This is a genomic window from Nocardiopsis sp. iso_40 (assembly GCF_056173285.1).
The window spans coordinates 275,892-298,761 of the sequence record NZ_CM149666.1 but is presented as its reverse complement, the minus strand read 5'-3'; the positions used below and the strand labels follow the sequence as shown (position 1 = coordinate 298,761).

The window sequence follows — 22,870 nt, the reverse complement described above, 5'->3', positions numbered from 1 at the left end:
CCTTGACCGTCGGACTCAGAGTCAACTACCACGACAGCGACAAGAGCGCCCTGCTCGGCGACTGCCTCCTGCCCGCGGCGCGCACGGCCGCCGCCCGCGCGGGGGTCACCGCGGCCTGGCTGCACCTGCACTGGCTGCGCGGACCGCACTGCGTGCTCTACGCGGACGGCGACCCGGACGCGGTGGAGGCCGCGGTGACCGGGGCGCGGGAGGAGGTCCGGGACTTCCTGCGGCGGCACCCCTCCCGGCGGCGGCTGGACCCCGCCCGCTATGAGGAGTTCTCCCAGCGGATGGGGCGCCTGGAACTGGTGGAGGGCCCCTACGCCCCGATCGAACCGGACAACTCCACCCGGAGGCTGGCCGGCGACCCGGTCGACACGTTCCTGCGCGGTCCCGAGGCGGTCGCGCTCAAGGGCCGGGTGCTCACCGACGGGCTCTCCCGGGTGGCCGGTCAGGCGGGCGGCCGCGGCGGCGAGCGGGCGGTGTTCGCGAACGTGTTCGCCGGGATGGGCGCGATCGCGACGCGCTACCCCGAGTGGGGGCTCAGATCGGGCTACCAGGCCTTCCTCTCGCACTGGAAGGAGTACTTCCACTGGTCGGACCCGCAGGGGCGGGCCCAGGAACGGCTGGCCGCCTCCTACCTGGCACAGCGGGAGGGGCTGGTGGCCTCCCTGCGCGGGGTGCACGAGGGTACGGGCGAGGACCCCCTCGCGCTGGACTGGGCCGAGTGGGTCGACCGGTGGCTGCCCGAGGCGGTCGCCCTGGCCGGGCAGGACCACATCCTGCCGTTCCCGCACCCGGAACGGCAGGAGCAGGCGGCGAGGTTCGGGGACGACGTGCGGGTGCGCTGGAGCGGCTCGGACGATCGTTCCTACAGCGACTTCCACCGGGAGTTCCGCAAGCTCGACTTCACCCGGCTCGGCGACGGGTACGGGTTCGCGGCGTTCCGGTTCCTGATCAACTGCTTCTTCGACCTGCTGCCGCTGATGGGGGTCACCCCGATCCAGCGGTACTCGGTGGCGTACCTGTTCACCGAGGCCGCCCAGGAAGTGGTGGGCGAGCGCTGGGAGGAGACGGTCCGCAGGGTCGTCGACCACCAGCGCAGCGACCCGGAGCTCCGGCCGACCCTTCCGTGGGTGGGCGATGCCTGAGACCACCGCGACCCCGACCGGCACCGGCGCCCCGACCGGAACCCCTTCCCCGGTGCGTCTCAAGAGCGCCGTCCGCGCCCGTTCCCTGGCGTCCGAGGGGGTGGCGCTGAGTATGGGCGCCACCGCCGTCGTCGTCCGGGGGTCCCGGGCCGACGCCGTGTGGCGGGCCCTGGAACCGTCCCTGCGCGCCGGTTTCGACCGCCCCTCCCTGCTGGGGGGTTTCCCGGAGAAGGGGCGCCCCTTCCTGGCGGGCATCCTCGACCAACTGGAGGAACACGGTTTCCTCCGCGAACTCGAACCCGAACCCGCCTCCCTCACCGAAGCGGAACGGGCCGCCTACCCGCACCTGGAGGCGGCGACCCGCCGTCCCTACGCCGCACTGGCCGCGCTGCGCACGAGCACGGTCCGGGTGCGTTCGGCGTGCCCGCTGCTGGAGGCACAGGTCCGGCGCGCCCTGGCCCGGGCCGGGTTCGGCGAGGTGCACGCCGACACCCGGTCCGGCCCGGGGGGACCGGTGCTGCTGACCGCCCGGATCCGCGTGCCGGACGGAGTGGCCGACGGGGAGCCCGGTGGGGAATCCGGAGGGGCGCCCGGCGGAGAGTCCGAGCACGTGGTCGCCGCGGACGGCGGGCTCTGGCTGACCGGACCGCGCAACCTCCCGGGCACCCCGGACCTGTCGGGGAGGTTGCGCGCCTGGCTCGACCGGCGCGAACCCGACCCGGCGTACCTCGAACCGGACGGGGCCGCCCTGCGGGTCACCCGGGCCCTGGCCGCCGCCCAGTTGGCGCTGGCCCTGGTCGCGCACGTGGCACGGAGCGTCGAGGACGACGCCGCGGACGCCGCCGAGCCGGACCCCGAGTTCATGGTGACCACGGACGAGCTGGTCAGCGAACCGCACACCCTCCTCGTCCCGGAGCCGCTGGATCCGACGGCGCCCGGCGCGCTGCCCGCCCCGGAACCGCCGCCCACCGGCACGTCCGCCCCCGGGGCGGGCCCCGGGACGGAACCGGACCCCCTGGTGGTCCCCGACCGCCTGGACGCCCTCACCCTCCTGTGGGACCGCGTGTTCGGCCCCCTCACAGAACCGGCCCCCGGGGACCTGCCCCAGCTCCCGGTGGGGTTGGCCCTGTCCGGCGACCGCGCCGGATGCGGGTTCACCACCGCCCAGGCCAGGGAGGACGCCCTGGTCAACGCCCTACACGAGGTGGTCTGGCGCAACCCTGCGGTCGCGGGCGACGACCCCTCCGGGGCCGGAGCCGCCGGACTCGGGCTGGGGCTGACGCCGTCGGCCGCGGTCGGCGCGGCCGTGGGCGACCTCCTCCTGAACCGCGGCGAGGGCGGCTGGAAGGACGTCGAAACCCCGGTGCTGTCGCCGGCCGCCCGCCGGATGTGGACCGCCCTCACCCTGCGGTGCGGTGTGCCCGCCGAACTGACCGTCCAGGAGCTGGACGGAACCGGGCTGCTGCGGGCCCGGGTGGTCCCGGCCGACGGCGCGGACCCCGCCAGCGCGAACCCCGTCGGCGCGGGCCTGGGGGCCGACACCGTCCTCGGGGCCAGTGTCTCCCCCGACCCCGACGCCTGTGTCCGGGAGGCACTGCTCCGGGCGGTCGCGGCGGTCCGGCTCGCCGAGGAGGCGCCCCGCGCCGTCCTGGCGCGGTCGGGAACCGGTACGGAGGCGGTGACCTCGGCGCTCGCCCGGTGGGCCCTCGGCACCGGAGCGGTGCGGGTGGCCGCGCCGGGCGGGGCCGGGTACTGGCGCTCCCGCGGGGTGCACTCGGCGGTGGCCGTATGGACCTGAACCCGTCCCCCGTGGGAGCGACCCTGGAGGACCCGCGTGCGGTGGCCGTGTCGGACGGGGTCCTGCACACCGCGATGAGCGGCGCCCTGGCCGTCCTGGGCCCGTGGACCCCGGACGGGTCTCCGGGCTGCTCGCGGTGCGCCGGGCTCTGGCGCACCGACGTGGAGGGGGAGACGGCCCCCGACCGGTCCGCGCCGGCCGGCCTCTTCGACCTCTGGGCGGACGTGTTCGCCGAGCTGGTCGGCGCCACCGACCCCGCCGTCCTGCGCCTGTGCCTGCTCGCCCTGGACTGCCGCACCGGCGAGGTGACCCGGCACCGCTTCGTCCCCCACCCGGACTGCGGCCACTGCTTCCCCGGCGGCCGGGGGCTCTCGGCGGCGGACACCGTCGACGGTCCGGCCGCAGACGCCGCCGGGAGCCGCGGCCCGGACCTGGACACCGCCCAGCCGGTCGTCGGCGACGCCCTGCGCACCCGCGCCGTGGACCGTCTCGTCCTGCGGGAGCGGCTGCTCGACTTCAGGTTCGGGCCCGTCGCCCACGTCTACCGGGACGAGGAGTCGCCCCTGGCCCTGACGACCTGCGAGACCGTCGCCCCCGGGCGCGCGGTGCGGGAGGGCGGCTACGGGCGCTCCACCCGCTTCACCGCCAGCGAGGTGCCCGCCTTCCTCGAGGGCGTGGAGCGGGTGACCGGAGGCAGGCGCCTGTCCGGCGCGGCCACGGTGCACGGCTCGTACGCGGAGGTGGCCGAGGACGCCGTAGACCCCGCCGACCTGGGCCTGCACGAACCCGAGTGGTACGGGCACCCCGCGTTCGAGCCCGTCCCCTACACCCCGCACACGCCCACCACCTGGGTGTGGGGGTGGTCGACGCGGGAACGGCGCCGCGTCCTGGTCCCCGAGCACGTCGCGTACTGGCACGCGGGCCGCGCCCGGGAGCGGTTCCTGTACGAGTCCTCCAACGGCTGCGCCGTGGGCGGAACGCTGGCGGAGGCCGTCCTGTACGGCCTGTTCGAGGTGGTGGAGCGGGACGCCTTCCTGCTCGCCTGGTACTCGCGCACCCGGTTGCGCCTGATCGAGGGGGCCGACGACCCGGATCTGCTGCACCTTGCGGACCTGCTGACCGAGCGGGGGCTCCGCCTGCGGCTGTACGACCTCACCAGCGACCTGGGGGTACCGACCGTCATGGCCGTGGTGACCGCGCCCGAGGAGGCCGTCCGCGAGGGCCGTGCGCCCGCGCTCAGCCTGGCCACCGGGACCCACCCGGACCCGCGCCGCGCACTGATGGCCGCGGTCGAGGAGACCGCGACCAACGCGCTGATGTACCCCAAGTGGGTGCGGATGCGGCCCTCGGTGTCGGTGGAGCGGTGCCGCCCCATGCTCGACGACTTCACCCTCGTCCGCACCCTGGAGGACCACACCGGCATGCACGGCCTGTGGGAGGCCCGGCCCCTGTGGGAGTTCCTGGAACACCCCGGCGGCAGCGTGGGCATGGGGGAGTTCACCGCCGGCTGGCCGTCCTCCTTCGCCGGGACCGACCTCGCCTCGGTGCTGCGCGAACGGTTGGCGGCCGTGCACGGGCTCGGGCTCGACGTGGTGGTCGTGGACCAGAGCAGCGCGCCGTACACGGAGGCGTCCGGTACCCGCTCGGTCAAGGTGATCGTCCCCGGCGCCCTGCCGATGACCTTCGGCCACACCCACCGCCGGACCCGTTCGCTGGAGCGGCTGACCCGCGCATCCGAGCTGTTCGAGGGAGGAGTTCCATGGGACACGCCCGGCACGACGTACCCGGTACCGCACCCCTTCCCGTGACCGGCGGCTCTTCCGGTCCCGTGACCGGCGGTTCTTCCGACGCCCGCCGCGTCCCCGGTGCCTCGCGCCGCAGCGGGCTCGAAAGCGCGCTCGCGCACTTCCACGCCCAGTCGTACGGCAAGGACGTGGCCGGGGTCGAGACGCTGTTCTTCGGTGAGGGCCTGTCCAACGGCCTGGCCCGACCCGTCGCGGGGCAGGTGCGACCGCCCCTGCCCGCTCTGGCCCCGCTGCGCGCCCTCGACGCCTTCACCCTCGGCGGGACGTGGTCACCAGCGCAGCGCCTGCTCGCCGCGTGTGTGGAGGCGGTACGGGTGCGCCGGATCTCGGCGGCCGACCGGTACCCGGTACACCGCGCCTACCCCTCCCCGAGGGGCCTGTTCGGGGCGGACCTGTTCCTACTGCCCCGCGAGGGGACCCGGTGGTGCCTGCGGATGGACCCGCAGTCGCACGCGCTCCAGCCGGTCGGAGACGCCGAGGCGCTGCCGGACCCGGACCTGGAAGGGGTTCTGTCCGAAGCCCGTCTGGTGGTGGCGGTGGACCCTCACCGGTATCCGCCCGAGTACGGAAGTCTGCGCCCCTCCCTGGCCCGGCTGGAGGGGGGCCACCTGTTGGCGACCCTCGGTCTGACCCTGACCCGGGCCGGGCTCAGCCCCCGGACCCACCCGGACCCGGCCCACCTGGCCTGCGCGGAGGCCGCCCCGCTGCTCCCCGAGGGCATGGCCCCCGTCGCCGCGATCACCACCGGTCCGGACGGGGCGGCGGGCATCGCACCCGAAGCCACGGCGCGGGTGGCGGCGGCCGTCTCCCCCGCGGGCCGTTCCCTCCGCGGATGGCTGGACGAGCGGACCAGCGGGGTCTCCACGGCGAACCTGGTGACGAGCGCGTACGTGAGTCCGGAGAGGGGTTCGGCGGTCACCGCGGGACTGGCCGAGGCGTTCGCCGCGGTTCACGGTTCCCTCCCCGAACCGGACGCCCTGCGGCTGTACCGGCACGTGCTGGAGGGCGACCGGGTGGACGACCGGTCCGTGCGCGAGCTCCGCGCCGACGGCTCCGAGGGGCCCGCACGCGGGGTCCCGCGCACCGGGGAGAGCAACTTCTCCGCCACCCTCGGGTACACCCTGGCAGTGGACTTCCCCGCCTGGGCCCGCGCCCACGGCGCCCGGCACGCCGAAACCGTCCTGCACACCCTGCTCGGCTGGACCGCCCAGTGGGGCTGTCTCGGCGCCGCCGCCACCGGGCTGTGCGCACGACCGATGCGCAACTACTCGGAGGAGGACTGGGCGGCTGCCCTGGGCCTGGCCCCCGGGCAGACCCCCGCCTACCAACTGTGGGTGCGCTCCGAACGCGGCACCTACCTGGACGTCCCGGTCGACGCGGCCCCGGACACCGACCCCCCGGAGATCCCATGACCCGCACCTGGTCCGCCGTGTACGTGTACCTGCACCGCAGCCGCGCGGACATCGACTCCTTCCTCCTGGAGCACCTGGCCCCGCACGCGGAGGAGCTGGTCGCCGCCGGGCACGCCGAGGACTGGTTCTACCTGCGCTACTGGGACGGCGGCCCGCACCTGCGGGCCCGGTTCCTCGACGCCGACGCGGCGGCCGTCGCGGGTTTCGCCGAGCGGATGCGCGCCCTGGCCGAGAAGACCTCGGCGTCCGCGCTGGCACTGGACAGCGACGCCTACTACGCGGACCTGCCCGAGGCGGACCCGGAGCGCTGGTACGCCGACGGCGCCGTGCTGGAGGCGGTGTACGAACCCGAGACCGAGCGGTACGGCGGCCCGCGCGCCCTGGAGGTCTGCGAGGACTTCTTCGCCGAGAGCACCCGGATCGCGCTCGCCGTGCTGCGTTCGGCGCCCGAGCCGCACCAGCGGCAGGTGGTGGCCGCCGACCTGACCGCGCTGGCGTTCGGGGTGCTCGGGTTCGACGACGTGGAGGCCGTCCGGCAGGCCCGCGGCTACTACGCCACCTGGGACTACTCGGCCGAGGTCGCCCGTGGCGGGAGCCGGGCGAGGGCCGAGGCGGAACGGCTCTTCCACTCGGCGCCCTCGCGGTGGTTGCAGCGGCGGCCCCGGGTGGAACGGCTGGTGGCGGGCGAGGGATCGTCCACCCACCACCTGTGGGACCGCGGGCTGCGGAGGGCCGTGGGGCGGCTGCGGGAGATCGGCGCCGAGGAGGGGTTGGCCAACGGCCTGGACCGGATCGTGTGGTCGCTGCTGCACATGACGCACAACCGGCTCGGTCTGGACATCGACGACGAACGCCGGGTGGCCTGGCTGCTGTCGCTGTGCTACCCCCGCTGGGAGCCTCCGGGCGACTACTTCGAGCCCGGGGTGGGCGCCCCGGACCGGGTGTACGCCGAGGCCAGCAAGTACCTTCCGGACACCATCGGAGGCGCCCACCTGCCGCGGCCGGTGCCCGCGGAGAGGGTCCGGCCGGAGGCCGCCGGGGCTCCGCTGGTCGCCCTTCCCGAGCCAGCTCCGCTCACCGCGCCGCTGGGCGGGGCGCTCGCCGAGCGGGCGAGCTGGCACGGCGACTACGGTTCCCGGCTGGGTCTGGACGAGCTGTCGGCGCTGCTCGGGCACGGGGCCGGGGTCAGCCACAGCCGTGCCGGAGGGCACGGTGGTGGCGGGTGGTCTGGTGGTGGCGAAGGGCCCGGTGGGGCCGGAGGGGACAGGCGGTCCGGTGGGGAGGGCCGGTCCGGGTACCGGGTGCCGCCGCGTACCCACCCCTCGCCGGGAGCGGCCTACGCCACCCAGGTGTGGGTGGTGGCCCGGCACGTGCGGGGACTGGAACCGGGCACCTACCGCTACCGGGCCGAGGAGCACCGGCTGCTGCGCGCGGACGGCCCCACGGGGGTGGACCGGCTGGTCGAGCTCTCGCCGTTCCTGCGTGCGGAGGCCGACGGGCACCCCGGGGCCGTGGCCGGGACGGTGGGGGCGCTGGTGCTCCTGGTGGGCGACCTGGGTCGGCTCCGCGAGGGGTACGGCCAGCGGGCGCTGCGGCTGCTGTTCCAGGAGTGCGGGCACGTGGCGCAGAACCTGTCGCTGTGCGCGGCGGCGCTGGGGCTGCGGTCCCTGGTGGTGTCGGGGTTCGCCGACGACGCGGCCAACGCGCTGCTGCACCTGGACGGGGTGGACCGGACGGTGCTCACCCTGCTTCCGGTCGGGTCCGGACCCGCCGGATACCGGTGATCCTGCCCGCAGTGCGGTCCTCGACGGCCGGGGCCGCACCGGCGACAGGACCGCCGCGCCGTGGACCGCTCCCGGAAGGCGGCCCCGGAAGGCGGTTACACCAGGGGGATGGGAGCGCGGCCATGCTGCCGCCCAGGACACCGGGGAAACCGCCCTGAACAGCCCTTTCGCGCTTTCGGCATGGCCTGGAGGACACAAGTGTCTATCGTCACTGGCGTCTGCGGCTACTCAGTAGTAACATTGACTTGTTACTAGCCGGTAGATCCGCGTGTACAGACACCGCGGCCAGGGACACAGCGGAGCTGTCCATGACGCATTACAAGAGCAACCTGCGCGACATCGAGTTCAACCTCTTTGAGCTGTTCAAGCGCCAAGACGTACTGGGCGAGGGCCCGTTCGAGGAGCTGGACGAGGAGACCGCGCGCACCATCCTGGACGAGATCAACCGTCTCGCCACGGGCGTCGTCGCGGAGTCGTTCGAGGACGCGGACCGCAACCCCCCGGTCTTCGACCCCAAGACCAACACCGTCGCCATCCCCGAGAGCCTGAAGAAGTCCTACAAGGCCTACATGGACGCCGGCTGGTACAACCTCGACCTCCCCCAGGAGCTCGGCGGCCTCGGCGCCCCCCGCTCCCTGGTGTGGTCCGCGGCCGAGCTGATCCTGGGCTCGAACCCCTCCATCCACATGTACTCGGCCGGTCCCGGCTTCGCGAGCATCCTGCACTCCGAGGGCAACGAGCAGCAGAAGAAGTTCGCCGAGATGGCCATCGAGCGCGGCTGGGGCGCCACCATGGTGCTGACCGAGCCGGACGCCGGTTCGGACGTCGGCGCCGGCCGCACCAAGGCCACCGACCAGGGCGACGGCACCTGGCACATCGAGGGTGTGAAGCGCTTCATCACCTCGGCCGAGCAGGACATGACCGAGAACATCTTCCACCTGGTGCTGGCCCGCCCCGAGGGCGCCGGCCCCGGCACCAAGGGCCTCTCGCTCTACCTGGTGCCGAAGTACCTGGTCAACGAGGACGGCTCGCTCGGTGAGCGCAACGGCGCCTACGTCACCAACGTCGAGCACAAGATGGGCCTCAAGGCATCCACCACCTGTGAGCTGACCTTCGGCGACAAGCACCCCGCCATCGGTTACCTCGTCGGCGACAAGCACGACGGCATCCGCCAGATGTTCCTCATCATCGAGTACGCGCGGATGATGGTCGGCACGAAGGCGATCGCGACCCTGTCCACGGGTTACCTGAACGCCCTGGAGTACGCCAAGAACCGCGTGCAGGGCAACGACCTCGCCGGGGCGAAGAACTCCCCGAAGGTCACCATCACCCACCACCCGGACGTGCGTCGCAGCCTCATGACGCAGAAGGCGTACGTGGAGGCCATGCGTTCGCTGGTCCTCTACACCGCCACCACCCAGGACGCGATCCAGATCGCGCACTCCAAGGGTGAGGACGTCACCGAGCTGGAGGCCATGAACGACCTCCTGCTGCCGATCGTCAAGGGCGTGGGCTCGGAGCGTTCCTACAACCTGCTCGCCGAGTCCCTGCAGACCCTGGGCGGCTCCGGGTTCCTGCAGGAGTACCCGATCGAGCAGTACATCCGGGACGCCAAGATCGACACCCTCTACGAGGGCACCACGGCGATCCAGGCCCAGGACTTCTTCTTCCGCAAGATCGTGAAGAACGGTGGCCAGGCCATCGGCAAGCTGTCCGCCGAGATCCGGGCCTTCGCCGAGAGCGACGCGGGCAACGGCCAGCTCAAGGAGGAGCGCGCGCTCCTGCTGTCCGCCCTGGGCCAGACCGAGAAGATCGTCGAGCTCATGGTCGGCCACGCGATGGGCTCCGCCGAGGACTCCCGCGAGCTGTACAAGGTGGGCCTGAACTCGGTCCGCCTGCTCTTCGCCTTCGGTGACGTCGTTCTCGCCTGGCTGCTGCTCCGCCAGGCCGAGATCGCGCTGAACAGCCTCGACGGCGCCAGCGACGACGACAAGAACTTCTACACCGGCAAGATCGCCGCCGCGCGCTTCTTCGCCGAGCAGTTCCTGCCGCGCGTGGAGTCCGAGCTGAAGGTGGCCCAGAACGTGAACCTGGGCCTCATGGAGGTTCCCGAGGAGGCCTTCTAGGTCTTCCCGAGCACCCCGGCCGGCGTACCGGCGCGGGGGTGCGCGAGGTAGCGCGAGTGCAGTGCAGGACAGCGCGAGGTACTGAACCACCGCCGAGGGGCGGGACGATTCGTTCGTCCCGCCCCTCGGGCGTTCTGCGGGGGCGGGGTCGGGGTGGGCAGGGTGAGGACCCGTTGTGGTGGAGGGTTGCGCGGGTGCGGGTTGCCCGACGCCAGCTTTCGGCTCAGGAGGAGACCGGGGGCGGTTCCCTCCTGGTCTCGGCGGCCCCGAGGTGGCGGTGAGCGAGCAGGCGGAGGAGTTCGGTGCGGGTGGAAGCGATGATCCGCTCGAAGGGATCGCCCTCGCCGGCCCAGCCGATGGGCCGGTGGGCCACGAACCTGACGTCGGCGCCCCGGCCTTCGATGGTCATCCGCCAGTGGCGGTGCAGCAGGTCGCACAGGACCCGTTCGGGGACGGGGAGTTCATCGCTCACTGTGCCCGCCTTCCGGAGTTCAGCCAGGACCTGACAGAGCCGTCCTGGCCCTTGAACCTGCGCCGGACCCGGGCGGACACCGTCCCGCTCCCGGAGGCCGAAACCACGCCGGTGGCGGGATGGTCGGTGATCGCCTGATCGACCAGGTAGATAGCCAGTTCGATGTCGCCGTCCTGATGTGCGATCCGCAGGGCTTCACGGATCATCGGGATACGGCGGCGCAGAGTGCGGGTGTACCAGCACCTCAGCTCGCCCGGGGTGGTTTTGGTGGGAGGGCGCAGAGCCTCCTCTACGGCGGCCAGCAGGTCACAGGTGTGCGTGTTCAGCATCAGAAGGACACTCCCAACCGGCGCAGACCGGACAGGACCGCCTGGAGGACGTCCAGGGGAGCGGTGTCCAGCGGGCGCCGGGGCGAGGGAACCAACGGCGGACGGGGCGGGCGGGTTCCGGAGAAGGTTCGCGGCTTGGCGGCGTACGTACGCACACGCCCTGCCCTGCGGGGGCGACGACGGTACGTGGTATCGGAGGCGAGCCAGCGCACGTGCGCCAACTCGGACAGGTATCGCGACACAGCGCGGCTCCTTCGTCAGGCGCCGGGGGTCCCGGCAGGGAAAGTCCTCGGGAGGACACCACACGGCCGTGACCGCCAAGCCAGACCATGCGGTGCCACGCTCAGGTCGAGCGACCTCGGGCACACTGGATATGTGACCGCCAACCGCTCCACCGCCTGCACGCCGACGACGAACCGTCGACTTTATAGGGGCTAAACCTTCGCGTGTGACGACAGTAACCCGCCCTTTCGGCAAACGCAATAGGGGGGCTAAAGTTCTGGTGGAGCACCCGAAGTGAGGATTTGCCTTGGACGCGAGGACATTGCATGACATCGCAGCTACGCCGGACCCGCTAGACAGAGCCCGTGCTGCCTCCGCCGCCATGAACAGCTTGCAGGGGCAGAGCGTGGAGCTTTCGCGCATCCGCCGAGGAGCCATCATCGAAGCCCAACAAGGCGGGATGCGTCAGGAGGACATCGCCCGGCACCTGGGGGTGTCCCCGGGTCGTGTGTCCCAGATGAAGAAGGCCGGCGGCGACGAGCCCGCCCACAAAGCACCGACCGGCCCTCTGGGGCCGCAGCCCCGGGTACTCGTCCAGCGAGCGCTACCGACCCCGCCGAGCACGCGCGGTTCCAAGTCGCTCTACCTGACCGAGGCCGAGCAGCAGGGCCTCACCCCCGAGCGCAGGATGCTGTTCGTCGGTCAGGAGCCAGCCAACGAGCATGTCGCCCAGGGTCTGCAGGTCGAGCCGGGAGATCCAGTCATCGCCCGGCGCAAGATGTTCTGGGCGAACAGCGTGCCGGTCAGGATCTCGACGTCGTACTTCCGCGTGGACGTCGGCGAGAACACCCGCCTCGACGGTGAGGGCTTCGTCCTACCGACACTCCAGACCGCCATCGAGGACCTCGGGCACCGCTTCGGCCATGCCGTGGAGACCCTGACCGCACGCCCCGCCACCCCTTACGAGGCCGATCTGCTCGAGGTGCCGGGAGAGTGGGTCGTGCAGGTACTCAGGGTCAGCTACTCCACCGAGGACATTCCGATCCACGCCCTCGAGACGATCTGCGCCGCGTCCCGACACACCTTCCCCATCGGCCAGGCTGTCGACAGCGACCAGTTCTGACCGCCCGGGAAACGGCCCCGGCGGGCAGCCGGGGCCGTTCCGTCCTGATGACTTTCCCGCACGCGCTGCGCCCCGGGCACCTACGCACACGCCCCGATCACGGTGGAGCCTCTTCCGCCAGACCGCCGCCGACAACCTGGCTCAGGCCAACCGCAGTCGTTCCAACGGCTGTGCGGTGACCGGCGCGGACAGCGGGATCGCCACCCCGATGACCGGCCAGCACAAACAGCCGCCCGGATTGGACTCGAGCGCCGGCTGACCCGTCTCAGCGGGACGCCATGTGCCGCTCCAGGGCCTCGGCGGTGCCGCTTCCGGGCAGCGGGAGGTTGAGGACCAGGCGCAGGTCCGGGCGGCCGGGGAAGTGCAGGGCCGAGTGCTCGAAGGCCAGGCGGCCCAGGACGGGGTGGGCCACGCCCTTCACTCCCCCGTCGTCGTTGACGACGTCGTGCCGGGACCACAGATCGGCGAAATCACCGCTGGCCGCCCGCAGCTCCGCGGCCAGACGTCCGAAACCGGGGTCCTCCGGGTACCGGGCGGCGTCCCGGCGGAACTCGGCGACCAGGGTGGGCGCCATGTCCGTCCAGTACTCGTGCAGGCCCCGGTAGGCCGGGACGGTGAAGAACGCGCTCAGACAGTTGGTCCCGGGCTCCAGTCCGAACACCTCCCGGGCCGCCCCGTTCAGCGCCATGACGTTCCAGTACCGGTCCAGCACGTGCGCGGGGTTGGGCATCCAGTGCTCCACCAGCCTCCAGACCTCGTCCGTGCCCGGCCCGCGCTCCACGGCCCCGCCAGGCGGGTTGGCACCGGCCAGACGGTACAGGTGGTCCCGCTCAAGCGGCGCCAGGCGCAGGGCCCGGGAGATCGCGTCCAGGACCGAGGCCGACACGGTGATGTCGCGTCCCTGCTCCAGCTGGACGTACCAGGAGGTCCCCACCCCGGCCAGGACGGCGACCTCCTCGCGGCGCAGCCCCGGCGTCCGGCGGCGCCCGCCCGGGGGCAGGCCCACGCCCTCGGGGCCGATCCGGGCCCTGCGGCTGCGGAGGAACTCACGCAACTCCTCGCGGCGGCGAACGCTCTGGGTGGTCTTCACAGTGTCACGATAAACACCGTCTTCCTCGGTGTCGACGGCTCCGCGAGGCTGCTGCGTATGACCACCACACCCTCTACCGGAGCCGCGGCGCCCGCGTTCACCGGACGCCAGCGCCTCGTCCTCCTGCTGCTGTGCGGCACCCAGTTCATGCTCGCGCTCGACTTCTCGATCCTCATCGTCGCGCTACCGGTGATCGGCACCGACCTCGGTTTCAGGCTCCACGACCTCCAGTGGATCATCACCGCCTTCGCCCTCCCCTCCGGCGGACTCCTCCTTCTGTTCGGCCGCGCCGCCGACCTCTTCGGCCGCCGCAGGTGGTTCCTGGGCGGCATGGCGCTGTTCACCGCCGCCTCCCTGCTGGGCGGGCTGGCCTGGTCCCCGGAAGTGCTGATCGCCGCCCGCGCGGGCCAGGGCCTGGCCGCCGCCATGCTCACCCCGGCCGCGATGTCCCTGCTCACCACGTCCTTCCCCGAGGGCGGCCTCCGCGAGCGCGCCCTGGGTATCAACGGCACCCTACTGTCCCTGGGCTTCCTCACCGGAGTGGTCCTGGGCGGGGTCGTCACCGAGCTCAGCGACTGGCGGTTCACCCTCCTGGTCAACGTGCCGTTCGGCCTCGCCGCCCTGGTCGCCGCACCGCTCCTGGTGCGCGAGAGCCGCAACGGGGACAGTCCGCGCCTGGACCTGGTCGGCGCGGTCACCGTCACCGGGGGCCTGCTGTCGCTGATCTTCGGAATCACCTCCGCCGAACGGGAGGGGTGGGTCAGCCCGGTCACCCTCGGCTCCCTCGTCCTCGGCGCGGTCCTGCTGGCCGCCTTCCTGGCCGCCGAGTCCCGGGTGCGCGACCCGCTGGTCGACCTCACCCTGCTCCGCCGCCCCTCGGTTCGCTGGGGCAACACGATGGGGCTGCTGACCTTCTCGATGATGACCGGCACGGTCTTCCTGCTCACCCTCTACCTGCAGCACGTGCGGGGGATGTCCCCGATGGCGGCCGGGGCGACCTTCGCGGCGCTGGGCGCGGCCGCCGTCCTGGGCGGTGCGGTCTCCTCCCGGATCGTCACGGCGGCGGGGGTCCGGAACACGCTGGTGCTCGGCCTGGTGCTCCAGGGCGCGAGCACGCTCTGCCTGACCCTGGTCGGCCAGGACTCGGGGTACCCGCTCCTGCTGGCGGCCACCGCCGTCGCCGGGTTCGGGCACGTGCTGTGCGTGGTGGGGTACATGATCACGGCGACCTCGGGCATCGGGGACTCCGAGCAGGGGCTGGCGACCGGTCTGGCCTACACCGCGCAGCAGATCGGCCTGACCGTGGGGACCCCGGTCCTGGGAACGGTCGCGGCCGCGGCGGCCGGGGCGGGGCCGGACGCGGCGGTGGTCGCCGGTACGCGTCTGGGCGTAGTGGTCGCGGGGACCGCGCTCCTGGCCGGTGGCGCCCTCGCCGCGGTGCTGCTCCGCCGGTCCGGGGACCCCGCGCCGAAGGGCTGAGCGGGTGGCTTAGGGGACGCTGCCGGGATAGCCGGTGGCGTCCTCGGCCCGGCGCTCAGGCCCGAGTGCGGCGCCCGATGAACACGGCGAGCACGCAGGTGGACAGGGTGGTCGTGAGGGCCATCGGGAGGAACGCCCACTGGTAGGAGGCGGGTTCGTCCGGCAGCGCCTGGAGGACGGCCCCGGCCGCCACCGTGCACACCACGGCGGTGGTGAAGCCGCTCATGTTGACCAGGCCGGAGGCGACACCGGTACGGCTCGCTGGGATGCCGTCTCGGGCGAAGTCGAAGGAGATCGTGGGCGCCATGGTCTGACCGAGCGCGCTCACCGCCAGCACGATGATCCCCAGGGGCACCGGAGCCCCGTCCGGCCACAGGACCAGCAGCAGCCACCCCAGGCTCAGCGATCCCCCGAGGGTCAACGCGAAGTACACCCGCACCCCCGGCCAACGGCCGATCAACAGCCCCGCGACGGGGGCCATCCACAGGGCCCCGGCCGCCAGTCCGGTGAGGGTGAGGGCGGCGGTGCCCTCGGACAGCCCCAGGCCGCCCACGAGGAACGGGTAGCCCCAGAGCACCATCATCATCGTGAACGGCGCCATGACGGCCGCGTGGTGCGCCATGCCGATCCGGGGCCCGTCAGCCCTCAGCGCCTCCCTGAGCGCCGCCCAGACGGATATGGGGTCGGCGACGGTGGAGCGCCCCGCGGCGCCTGCGGGGCGGTCACGCACCACCAGGAGCACGAGGAGGGCCATCAGGACGGTCAGGCCGGTGGTGGCGAGGAAGGCCGCCACCCAGCCGACCCCGCCGAGTGCCCAGGCCAGCGGGGCCGCGCTGGCCACCTGACCGGTACCGCCGACCACCCCGGTCAACCCGCTGACCAGCGCGTACCGCGCACGCGGGAACCACAGGGCGGCGAGCCGGATGACGTTGAGGAACACGAGCGCGTCGCCGAGACCGATGAGGAACCGCCCCGCGACGGCCACCTCGACCCCCGGGGCGAGCGCGAACAGGCACGAACCGAGGGCCATCGCGACCATGCCCATGACCAGGGTGTACCGGGGGCCGAGCCGGTCGGCGAGCAGTCCGGCGGGCACCTGGAGGAGGACGTACACGAGGAGCTGGAGCATGGGCAGCAGCGACAGCAGCGCGGGCCCCACGTCGAACCTGCTCTGGGCCTCCAGCGCCGCGACGCCCAGTCCGTTGCGGTGCAGCATGGCGAGGAAGTAGCCGCCCACCGCCACGCCCCACACCAGCCAGGCGCGGGCGCCGCCCGTCGGCTCCGCGGAGGAACCTCCGCTCACGGGCGTCCTGTCACCGGATGTCTCGGTCTGTGTCACTTCGCAACTTCTCCCCTGGTTCGACCCGCCTTCCAGTGTCCTCCAGAACGTTGAACGCCCAGTACACCGGGGTGACCAGGAACGCAAAGCGGCCGGGAATCCCCGCGGCGGCAGCGGGTGCGGCTCCGACAAGAACCCATCCCAGACGGGCAAAGACCCGACAAGCTGCGTAAAGTCACTACGAGTGACACACGATGCGCGATGGGTGCCGAAAACGGGTGAGTCTCACGACAACCAGCACGGGACTACAGCCCCTTTATCACGAAAAGAAAACGCAGACTGGTGTTCGAAAAGAGCCCGTTGAACTGCAGGTTCTCTCGCCAAACAGGTCGATGCCCATTCGTTAGATGTGAGATGCGTCACTCTTGAAAGCCTCGACTACGAGGGGTCAGTTACTGCTAGCATCCGGAGCGCGAAGGATAACTACGAGGTAACGACATCGTTCACGCCTCACCAACTTCGCGGAGCGAGGTCGCCAACTCCGGTTGGACGCGGCGGACCGGACTCGAACCGCGGCGACGTGGCCGCAACAAGCACACACGGTCAGCACACCCGCGGTACCCCGACACACACTGGAGACGACCTTGAGTCACTGGCGCCTGAACAACCCCCGGGCCTCCCGGGCGAAGTCGGCCCTCGCCAGGCGAATCAAGCACAAGCCCCGGCACGCCTTCTGCGCCGAGCGCGCGATCACGGCGCTGCTGGGCGAGCTCGCCTCAGTGGCCTCCCGCCCCCTGTACTGGTCCGGCTCCTCCGAGATGGCCGTCGCCTCCGTGATGCGCGACGTCAACGTCTGGTGCCGGGACGGCCGCTTCTTCTGGAACGACCTCTTCCAGGGCGGCACGATGTCTCACCCCGCCAGCGACCCGGTCGGTGCCGCAGCCCTCCTGAACCCGTTCGCCCAGGTTCCGGAGCCCGCGCACTACTACACGCACCGCCAGCCGGTGGCCGCCTGACCCGTGTTGGTTTTGGGCCTCCGCTCCGCTTCGGCCCGTGTTCGGGCCCCCGGAAGGGGAGATATCCGGGGTGCAGCAAGTACAGCATCCTCGTCTGCGCCCGACGCTCGTTGCTCGACAGCGGCTTGACCCGTCTCGCAGAACACTCCCGGCGTCCTCACTCCTCACGCTCGTAAGAATTGCCGCCCCATGACCACACGCGTCGAGACCGACACCGTCGTGGTCGGGCTGGGCGCGATGGGCGCCCAGGCCCTGTGGCGCCTCGCGCGTGAGGGCGTCGACGCGATCGGGGTCGAACAGTTCTCCCCCGGACACGACCGGGGCTCCAGCCACGGCGAGTCCCGGATCATCCGGACCGCCTACCTGGAAGGCGCCGAGTACGTCCCGTTCGTACAGGCCGCCTGGCGCGCCTGGGACGAACTCGAGCAGGCCTCCGGGTCCCGGCTCGTGGTGCGCTCCGGCGCCCTGATGCTCGGCGGACCCGACTCCGGCGTCATCCGCGGCTCCGTCGCCGCCGCCGAACACCACGGCCTGGCCCACGAACGCCTCTCCGCCGAGGAACTCGCCGAACGCCACCCCCGGCACGCCGTACGCACCGGCGAGGCGGGCGTCTTCGAGGCGGACGCCGGCGCGGTCCTGCCCGAAGCCTCGATCCTCGCCGCCGTCCGCCTGGCCCGCCTGGCCGGCGCCCGGGTGTGGACCGGCCGCGCCGTCACCCGGATCGAACCCGACCCGGACCACCCCCGCGTACGGGTCGGCGACACCGAGATCCGTGCCCGGCGCGTCATCGTCACCGCCGGGGCCTGGCTCCCCGGGCTCCTGCCGGGAACCGCCCGCCTGGGCGGCGGCATCCGGGTGGAGCGCCGTGTGCTCGGCTGGTTCCGCGTCACCGAACCCGCCTCCGGCCCCTCGGCCCCCGAACCCGTCTTCGCCCGCGAGGAACCCGACGGCGCCCTCTGGTACGGCTTCCCCAGCATGGACGGAGGCCGTACCGTGAAGATCGGCGTGCACGCCGAGCCGCCCGGGGTCAGAGCGGGCACCACCCGGCCCGCCGGCTCCCAGTGGGGCGAACCCGTCGACCCCGGCACCGGCCCGCGTCCGCCGGACGAGGCCGACGCGCGCCGCCTGGGCGCACTGGCGGCGGGGCTGCGCGGTGTCGCGCCGCTGCCCGACCGCATGGCGTCCTGCATGTACACCATGACCCCGGACGAGCACTTCCTCATCGGCCGCCGGAACGAACTGCCCGGTCTGATCCTGGCCGGGGGCTTCTCCGGGCACGGCTTCAAGTTCGCGTCGGCGGTCGGCCTGGCCCTGGCCGACCTGGCCCGGGACGGCCGCACGGACCTGCCCGTCGGTATGTTCGACCCGCACCGCTGGGACTCCCCTCCCTCGCACCTGTGAGGTCGGCCGCTCACACCACCCCTGTCGCCGTCCTTGGCCGCGACGGTTCGGAGTCGGCCGGAACAGGACACACACCTGGGTGCTTTGTCGCCGAGCAGCTACATTGGCGGGGTACCCCGCCCCCCGGACACCCCCAAGGACCTGCCGGAACACGGGCCCCACCGCGTATCCGCACGCAGTAAGGACCACACCGCCGTGCAACCCCTCTCCTCCGACGACCCCCACGCCATCGGTCCGCACCGGCTCCTCGCCCGCCTCGGCGCGGGCGGCATGGGCAAGGTGTACCTGGCCCGCACCCCCGACGGGCACCTGTGCGCCCTGAAGGTGGTCAAGGAGGACCTGGCCCACGACAGCCAGTTCCGGGCCCGCTTCGCCCGCGAGGTACGCACCGCCCAGCACGTGCGCGGACCCTTCACCCCCTCGGTCGTGGACGCCGACCCGGACGCCGCCACGCCGTGGATGGCCACCGAGTACGTGCCCGGCCCCACCCTCAAGGAAGCCGTCCGGGAGAACGGCCCCTTTCCCGGGGAGTCGCTCCGGGTCCTCGTCCTGGGCCTGGCCCGCGCCCTGGCCACCGTGCACGCGGCCGGCCTCGTGCACCGCGACCTCAAACCCTCGAACATCCTGCTCTCGCCGCGCGGACCCCAGGTCATCGACTTCGGCATCGCCCGCGCCGTCGAGGGCACCGTCCTCACCCGGACCGGCCAGACCTTCGGCACCCCCGCCTACACCTCGCCCGAGCAGATCACCGGACAGAACGTGTCCCCGCGCGCCGACGTGTTCTCCATGGCGGGCGTCGTGCTGTTCGCGGCCGGCGGCAGACCGCCGTTCGGCGAGGGCAGCGCGATCAGCACCCTCAACAAGGTCATGAACAGCGACCCGCACCTGGGGGCCGTACCCGAGGGTCCGCTACGCGACCTGCTCGCCCGGTGCTTCGCCAAGGATCCCGACCAGCGCCCGGACGCCGAGGCCGTCCAGCGGGAACTCTCCGGACTCCCGCTGCCCTCCGCCGAACACGGCTGGCTCCCCCCGCAGGTCAACCAACAGATCAGTGCCAAGGCCGGTGAGCTGCGGCAGGCCGAGGCCGCCGAGCGGACCACCGTACCCGCGGCCGGGCGCGGGGAAGCCGACCACGGGGGCGGCCATCGTCCCTGGTGGCGGGGACGGGCCGCAACGGTCGCGGCCGCCGCGGCCGCCGCCCTCGTCCTGCTGGGCGGCGGCGCCTTCGCGCTGACCGCGCTCCCCCTCGGTTCCCAGGAGGACGGTTCCGGGGGCACCGCCGACGGTGAACCCGCGGACGGGGAGGGCGCGAGCGGCGGGGGTGACGGCGAAGAGGGCGGTGACGGAGACGAGGAGGCCGCCGTCACCCTGGAGGGTTTCCTCTACGACCTCAGCTTCTCCGAGGACGGGGAGACCCTGCACGTCTTCGGATCCGGAACGCTCTCCTCCTGGAACTGGCGGGAGGGGACGGTGACCGACCAGTACTCCCCCGTCCCGACCGGCGCCGTGGTCACCCCCGGCGGTTTCGCCGCGGGTACCACCGCCACCTACATCGAGGTGTGGGAGGGCGGCAGCGAGAACCGGGTCGCCGTACTCGGCGGCAACAGCGAGGACCGCGGCCAGTACGACACGCCCGCGCTCACCAGTGACGGCGCCACCGTGGCCAACCTCGCCTCCGACGACGGAACCGCGGACGGCGACCCGCTCATCCAGGTGTGGGACGTGGAGTCCCGCGAGGTGCGCAACGAGTTCGCCGTCGACGGCTACCTGGCGGACATGTTCTACACCCCCGACGACTCGGCCCTGGTCGCCGTGGTCGCCGAGCCCGGCTACGCCGCCCACCTCGGCGTGTACGTCTGGGACCCCGAGACCGGTGAGGAGCTCCAGGTCTTCGAGGGCGCCGAGTACTACGACGTCTCCCTGGCCGGTGACGGCACGAGCCTGGCCATGGTCACGGACCAGCGGGAGGCCCACATCGCCGACATCGGTACCGGCGAGGTCCGCGACCTGGAGTCCCCCGGGCTCGAACACGAGGAGCTCTACGAGGTCGAGTTCTCCACCGACGGCTCCCTGGTCTACGGCGCAACCTCCGACCTCAGCGACGAATCCGGGTTCGTGTGGGACGCGGAGAGCGGCGAGCTCGTCGAGACGGGCGGCAGCCCCGTCCTCAACGTCCCCCTCGGCGTCCACCCCGACGGCGAACACCTCTTCACCGCCGTCGTCGAGGCGGGCGTCTACACCATCGTCGTCATGGACGCCGACTTCAACGTCGTCGCCGAAGTGAACTGACCCTCCCGGAAGGCACCATGCAGCAACCCGCCCCCAACGATCCGAGCCAGGTCGGCCACTACCGCGTCGTCGCCCTGTTGGGCTCCGGCGGTATGGGTCGCGTCTACCTCGGGCTGGACCCGTCGGGCTCCCCCGCCGCCGTCAAGGTCGTCCGCGCCGAGTACGCCTACGACCCCGGCTTCCGGGAGCGCTTCGCCCGCGAGCTCGAACTCGCCCAGCGCGTCCGCGGCAACTACACGCCCCGGGTGCTCGCCGCCGACACCGCGGGCCAGACCCCGTGGCTGGCCACCGAGTACGTCATGGGCCCCTCCCTCCAGGACCTCGTCCAGGACGCCGGCCCCCTCCCCGAGCAGTCCGTGCGCTTCATGGGGCGGGGCATCGCCCAGGCCCTGGAGCGCGTGCACGCCACCGGGCTGGTCCACCGCGACCTCAAACCCGGCAACGTGATGGTCTCCGCGGCCGGACCGCAGGTGATCGACTTCGGTATCGCCAGCGCCATGGAGGACCCCCGGGGCGACGAGGAGGAGAAGATCACCGGCACGCCGGGGTACATGGCCCCGGAGGCCGTACACGGGGACGGGACCGGTCCGGCCGCCGACGTCTTCGCGCTCGGCGGGGTCCTGGTCCACGCGCTCACCGGCAGGGGCCCCTTCGGCGACGGACACCCCTCCGCCGTCCTCTACCGCATCGGCAACCTGGAGCCCGACCTCGACGGCGTTCCGGCACCGCTGCGCGGGATCATCACCGCCTGCCTGGAGAAGGACCCCGCCCGGCGGCCGAACGCGGCACAGGTCCTCCAGGCCCTCGGCGGCCCCACCGCGCCCGCGGCCTCCGCCACCGCCTGGCTCCCCCAGGCCGCCGCCGCGCGGATCGACCAGATCGCGCAGGAGTACCGGGACGCGGTCCGGTCGGCCCCCGTCCCCGGCGGGAGGGGCGGCTTCGGCGGACGCCTGCTGATCGCCGGAGCCGCGGCGGTCGCCCTGGCGATGGTCGCCGGCATCGGTGTGTGGGCCGCCCGGGACGCGGGCCTGGGCGCGGGAGATCCGTCCGGGTCCGACCCCGCAGCGGAGGAGTCCGCCCCGCAACGCGAGACCTGCGACCCCTCCGAGCACCTGGCGCCGGAGTTCCGGGAGGCGGCCAAGGAGGAGATGACCGCGCCCAACGACGACGGGGGCATGTTCTACACCGGCTTCTCCAGCGACGGCGAGGTCCTCGCGGTCTCCGGGAGCGGCGGTGTGGCCCTGTGGGACTGGCGGGGGAAGGAGGAGCTGGCGCTCATCGAGACGGAGATCCCGGACCTGTACGGGCAGCCCCGTTTCAGCCCCGACGACTGCCTGCTCGCCTACCCCTCCGACGACGGCGCGCACGTGTACTCGTTGGAGAGCGGGGAGCACACCGTGCTGTCCGAGGGCTACGAGGTGAGGTCGCTCGCCTTCTCCCCCGACGGCAGCCGGTTGTTCGTCGGGAACTACGACATCAGTGTCGACTCCGCCGTCCTCGTGTACGACCTGGAGACCGGGGAGACCGTCACCGCCTACACCGAGGGCAGCAGAACCGTCGACGCGATCGCCCTGTCCCCGGACGGCGAGCACGTCGCCGCCCAGGGCGCCCTCGACACGTCGACGGTCTGGAACACCGGATCCGGGGAGGTCGTCGCCTCCGCCGAGGACGTCCCCCGGCTCAACAGCCGGGCCCTGAACTTCGCCGACGAGGAGACCCTCCTCTACCCGGACGTGAACGGGGTGCACAAACAGAACGTCGTCTCCGACAAGGAGGAGGGCACCTCCTTCCTCGCCGAGGACCTGGACGAGGACGTCGAGCTGTTCGACTACCGGTACAGCCTGGAGGCCGACCGGCTGTACGCCACCTACCTCCCGTCCGACTACGACGCGGAGAGGGGGTTCATGAAGGTCTGGGAGTACTCCACCGGCGAGGAGCTGACCGCCGAGGCCGACGAGGGCTTCCTGTGGGAGATCAGCGTCCATCCGCAGGGCGAGGTCATCATCGGCGTCCCCGCCTCCGGTAGCGGTGTGTGGGTCGTGGACGCCGTCGAGCTGCGCATCGTCGACCAGTTCCACTGATCGGCACCCCGGG

The 22,870-nt window shown here is 72.5% G+C and carries 17 protein-coding genes; 12 read left to right on the top strand and 5 right to left on the bottom strand.

The features are described 5' to 3' along the window. Positions 1-2 precede the first annotated feature (2 nt). The 6 genes from AC0VYD_RS01360 (at position 3) to AC0VYD_RS01335 (ending at position 10,076) form a co-directional block, all read left to right on the top strand. Complete coding sequence (locus AC0VYD_RS01360; RefSeq protein WP_475478200.1) at positions 3-1,151, top strand: hypothetical protein; 1,149 nt, start codon at positions 3-5, stop codon at positions 1,149-1,151. Continuing rightward, positions 1,144-2,949: a hypothetical protein gene (locus AC0VYD_RS01355; protein WP_475478199.1), complete on the top strand. Its 1,806-nt coding sequence runs from the start codon at positions 1,144-1,146 to the stop codon at positions 2,947-2,949. Before AC0VYD_RS01360 ends, AC0VYD_RS01355 begins: the two co-directional genes overlap by 8 nt. Then, positions 2,940-4,757: a YcaO-like family protein gene (locus AC0VYD_RS01350; protein WP_475478198.1), complete on the top strand. Its 1,818-nt coding sequence runs from the start codon at positions 2,940-2,942 to the stop codon at positions 4,755-4,757. Before AC0VYD_RS01355 ends, AC0VYD_RS01350 begins: the two co-directional genes overlap by 10 nt. Continuing rightward, positions 4,709-6,166 carry a hypothetical protein gene (locus tag AC0VYD_RS01345; protein WP_475478197.1) on the top strand — a complete coding sequence of 486 codons (1,458 nt, stop codon included), beginning with the start codon at positions 4,709-4,711 and terminating at the stop codon, positions 6,164-6,166. The genes AC0VYD_RS01350 and AC0VYD_RS01345 overlap by 49 nt, the downstream gene beginning before the upstream one ends. After that, positions 6,163-7,950: a thiopeptide-type bacteriocin biosynthesis protein gene (locus AC0VYD_RS01340; protein ID WP_475478196.1), complete on the top strand. Its 1,788-nt coding sequence runs from the start codon at positions 6,163-6,165 to the stop codon at positions 7,948-7,950. The genes AC0VYD_RS01345 and AC0VYD_RS01340 overlap by 4 nt, the downstream gene beginning before the upstream one ends. A gap of 308 nt (positions 7,951-8,258) precedes the next feature. After that, positions 8,259-10,076 (top strand): acyl-CoA dehydrogenase, encoded by a 1,818-nt coding sequence (locus AC0VYD_RS01335; protein WP_475478195.1) that lies wholly within the window; start codon positions 8,259-8,261, stop codon positions 10,074-10,076. Between the two features lie 223 nt (positions 10,077-10,299). Here the strand turns inward: AC0VYD_RS01335 and AC0VYD_RS01330 are convergent, their stop codons facing one another. The 3 genes from AC0VYD_RS01330 to AC0VYD_RS01320 are packed head-to-tail and all read right to left on the bottom strand — an operon-like array spanning position 10,300 to position 11,119. Beyond that, complete coding sequence (locus AC0VYD_RS01330) at positions 10,300-10,548, bottom strand: hypothetical protein (protein ID WP_475478194.1); 249 nt, start codon at positions 10,546-10,548, stop codon at positions 10,300-10,302. Further along, positions 10,545-10,877, bottom strand: a complete 333-nt coding sequence (locus tag AC0VYD_RS01325) for a hypothetical protein (RefSeq protein ID WP_475478193.1) — start codon at positions 10,875-10,877, stop codon at positions 10,545-10,547. The genes AC0VYD_RS01330 and AC0VYD_RS01325 overlap by 4 nt, the downstream gene beginning before the upstream one ends. After that, positions 10,877-11,119: a hypothetical protein gene (locus tag AC0VYD_RS01320; RefSeq protein ID WP_475478192.1), complete on the bottom strand. Its 243-nt coding sequence runs from the start codon at positions 11,117-11,119 to the stop codon at positions 10,877-10,879. The genes AC0VYD_RS01325 and AC0VYD_RS01320 overlap by 1 nt, the downstream gene beginning before the upstream one ends. Positions 11,120-11,481: 362 nt before the next feature. On the opposite strand from AC0VYD_RS01320, the gene AC0VYD_RS01315 reads away from it, so the two are divergent. After that, complete coding sequence (locus AC0VYD_RS01315) at positions 11,482-12,222, top strand: UTRA domain-containing protein (protein ID WP_475478191.1); 741 nt, start codon at positions 11,482-11,484, stop codon at positions 12,220-12,222. A gap of 265 nt (positions 12,223-12,487) precedes the next feature. Here AC0VYD_RS01315 and AC0VYD_RS01310 read toward each other — a convergent pair whose 3' ends face one another. After that, a complete protein-coding gene (locus tag AC0VYD_RS01310; RefSeq protein WP_475478190.1) occupies positions 12,488-13,312 on the bottom strand; it encodes a helix-turn-helix transcriptional regulator in 825 nt (274 codons plus the stop codon). 57 nt (positions 13,313-13,369) lie between these two features. Here AC0VYD_RS01310 and AC0VYD_RS01305 point away from each other — a divergent pair, with 57 nt between their 5' ends. Continuing rightward, entirely contained in the window at positions 13,370-14,791 is a 1,422-nt protein-coding gene (locus AC0VYD_RS01305) for an MFS transporter (protein WP_475478189.1), read from the top strand. Positions 14,792-14,846: 55 nt separating this feature from the next. Here AC0VYD_RS01305 and AC0VYD_RS01300 read toward each other — a convergent pair whose 3' ends face one another. Further along, complete coding sequence (locus AC0VYD_RS01300; protein WP_475478188.1) at positions 14,847-16,130, bottom strand: MFS transporter; 1,284 nt, start codon at positions 16,128-16,130, stop codon at positions 14,847-14,849. Between the two features lie 584 nt (positions 16,131-16,714). On the opposite strand from AC0VYD_RS01300, the gene AC0VYD_RS01295 reads away from it, so the two are divergent. The 4 genes from AC0VYD_RS01295 (at position 16,715) to AC0VYD_RS01280 (ending at position 22,857) form a co-directional block, all read left to right on the top strand. Beyond that, positions 16,715-17,086: a hypothetical protein gene (locus tag AC0VYD_RS01295; RefSeq protein WP_191276415.1), complete on the top strand. Its 372-nt coding sequence runs from the start codon at positions 16,715-16,717 to the stop codon at positions 17,084-17,086. Between the two features lie 189 nt (positions 17,087-17,275). Then, a complete protein-coding gene (solA, locus tag AC0VYD_RS01290; RefSeq protein ID WP_475478187.1) occupies positions 17,276-18,487 on the top strand; it encodes an N-methyl-L-tryptophan oxidase in 1,212 nt (403 codons plus the stop codon). A gap of 195 nt (positions 18,488-18,682) precedes the next feature. Next, a complete protein-coding gene (locus AC0VYD_RS01285) occupies positions 18,683-20,776 on the top strand; it encodes a WD40 repeat domain-containing serine/threonine protein kinase (RefSeq protein ID WP_475478186.1) in 2,094 nt (697 codons plus the stop codon). Positions 20,777-20,793: 17 nt separating this feature from the next. After that, on the top strand, positions 20,794-22,857 hold the full coding sequence (locus tag AC0VYD_RS01280) for a protein kinase domain-containing protein (RefSeq protein WP_475478185.1): 2,064 nt from the start codon (positions 20,794-20,796) through the stop codon (positions 22,855-22,857). The last annotated feature ends 13 nt before the right edge of the window (positions 22,858-22,870 follow it).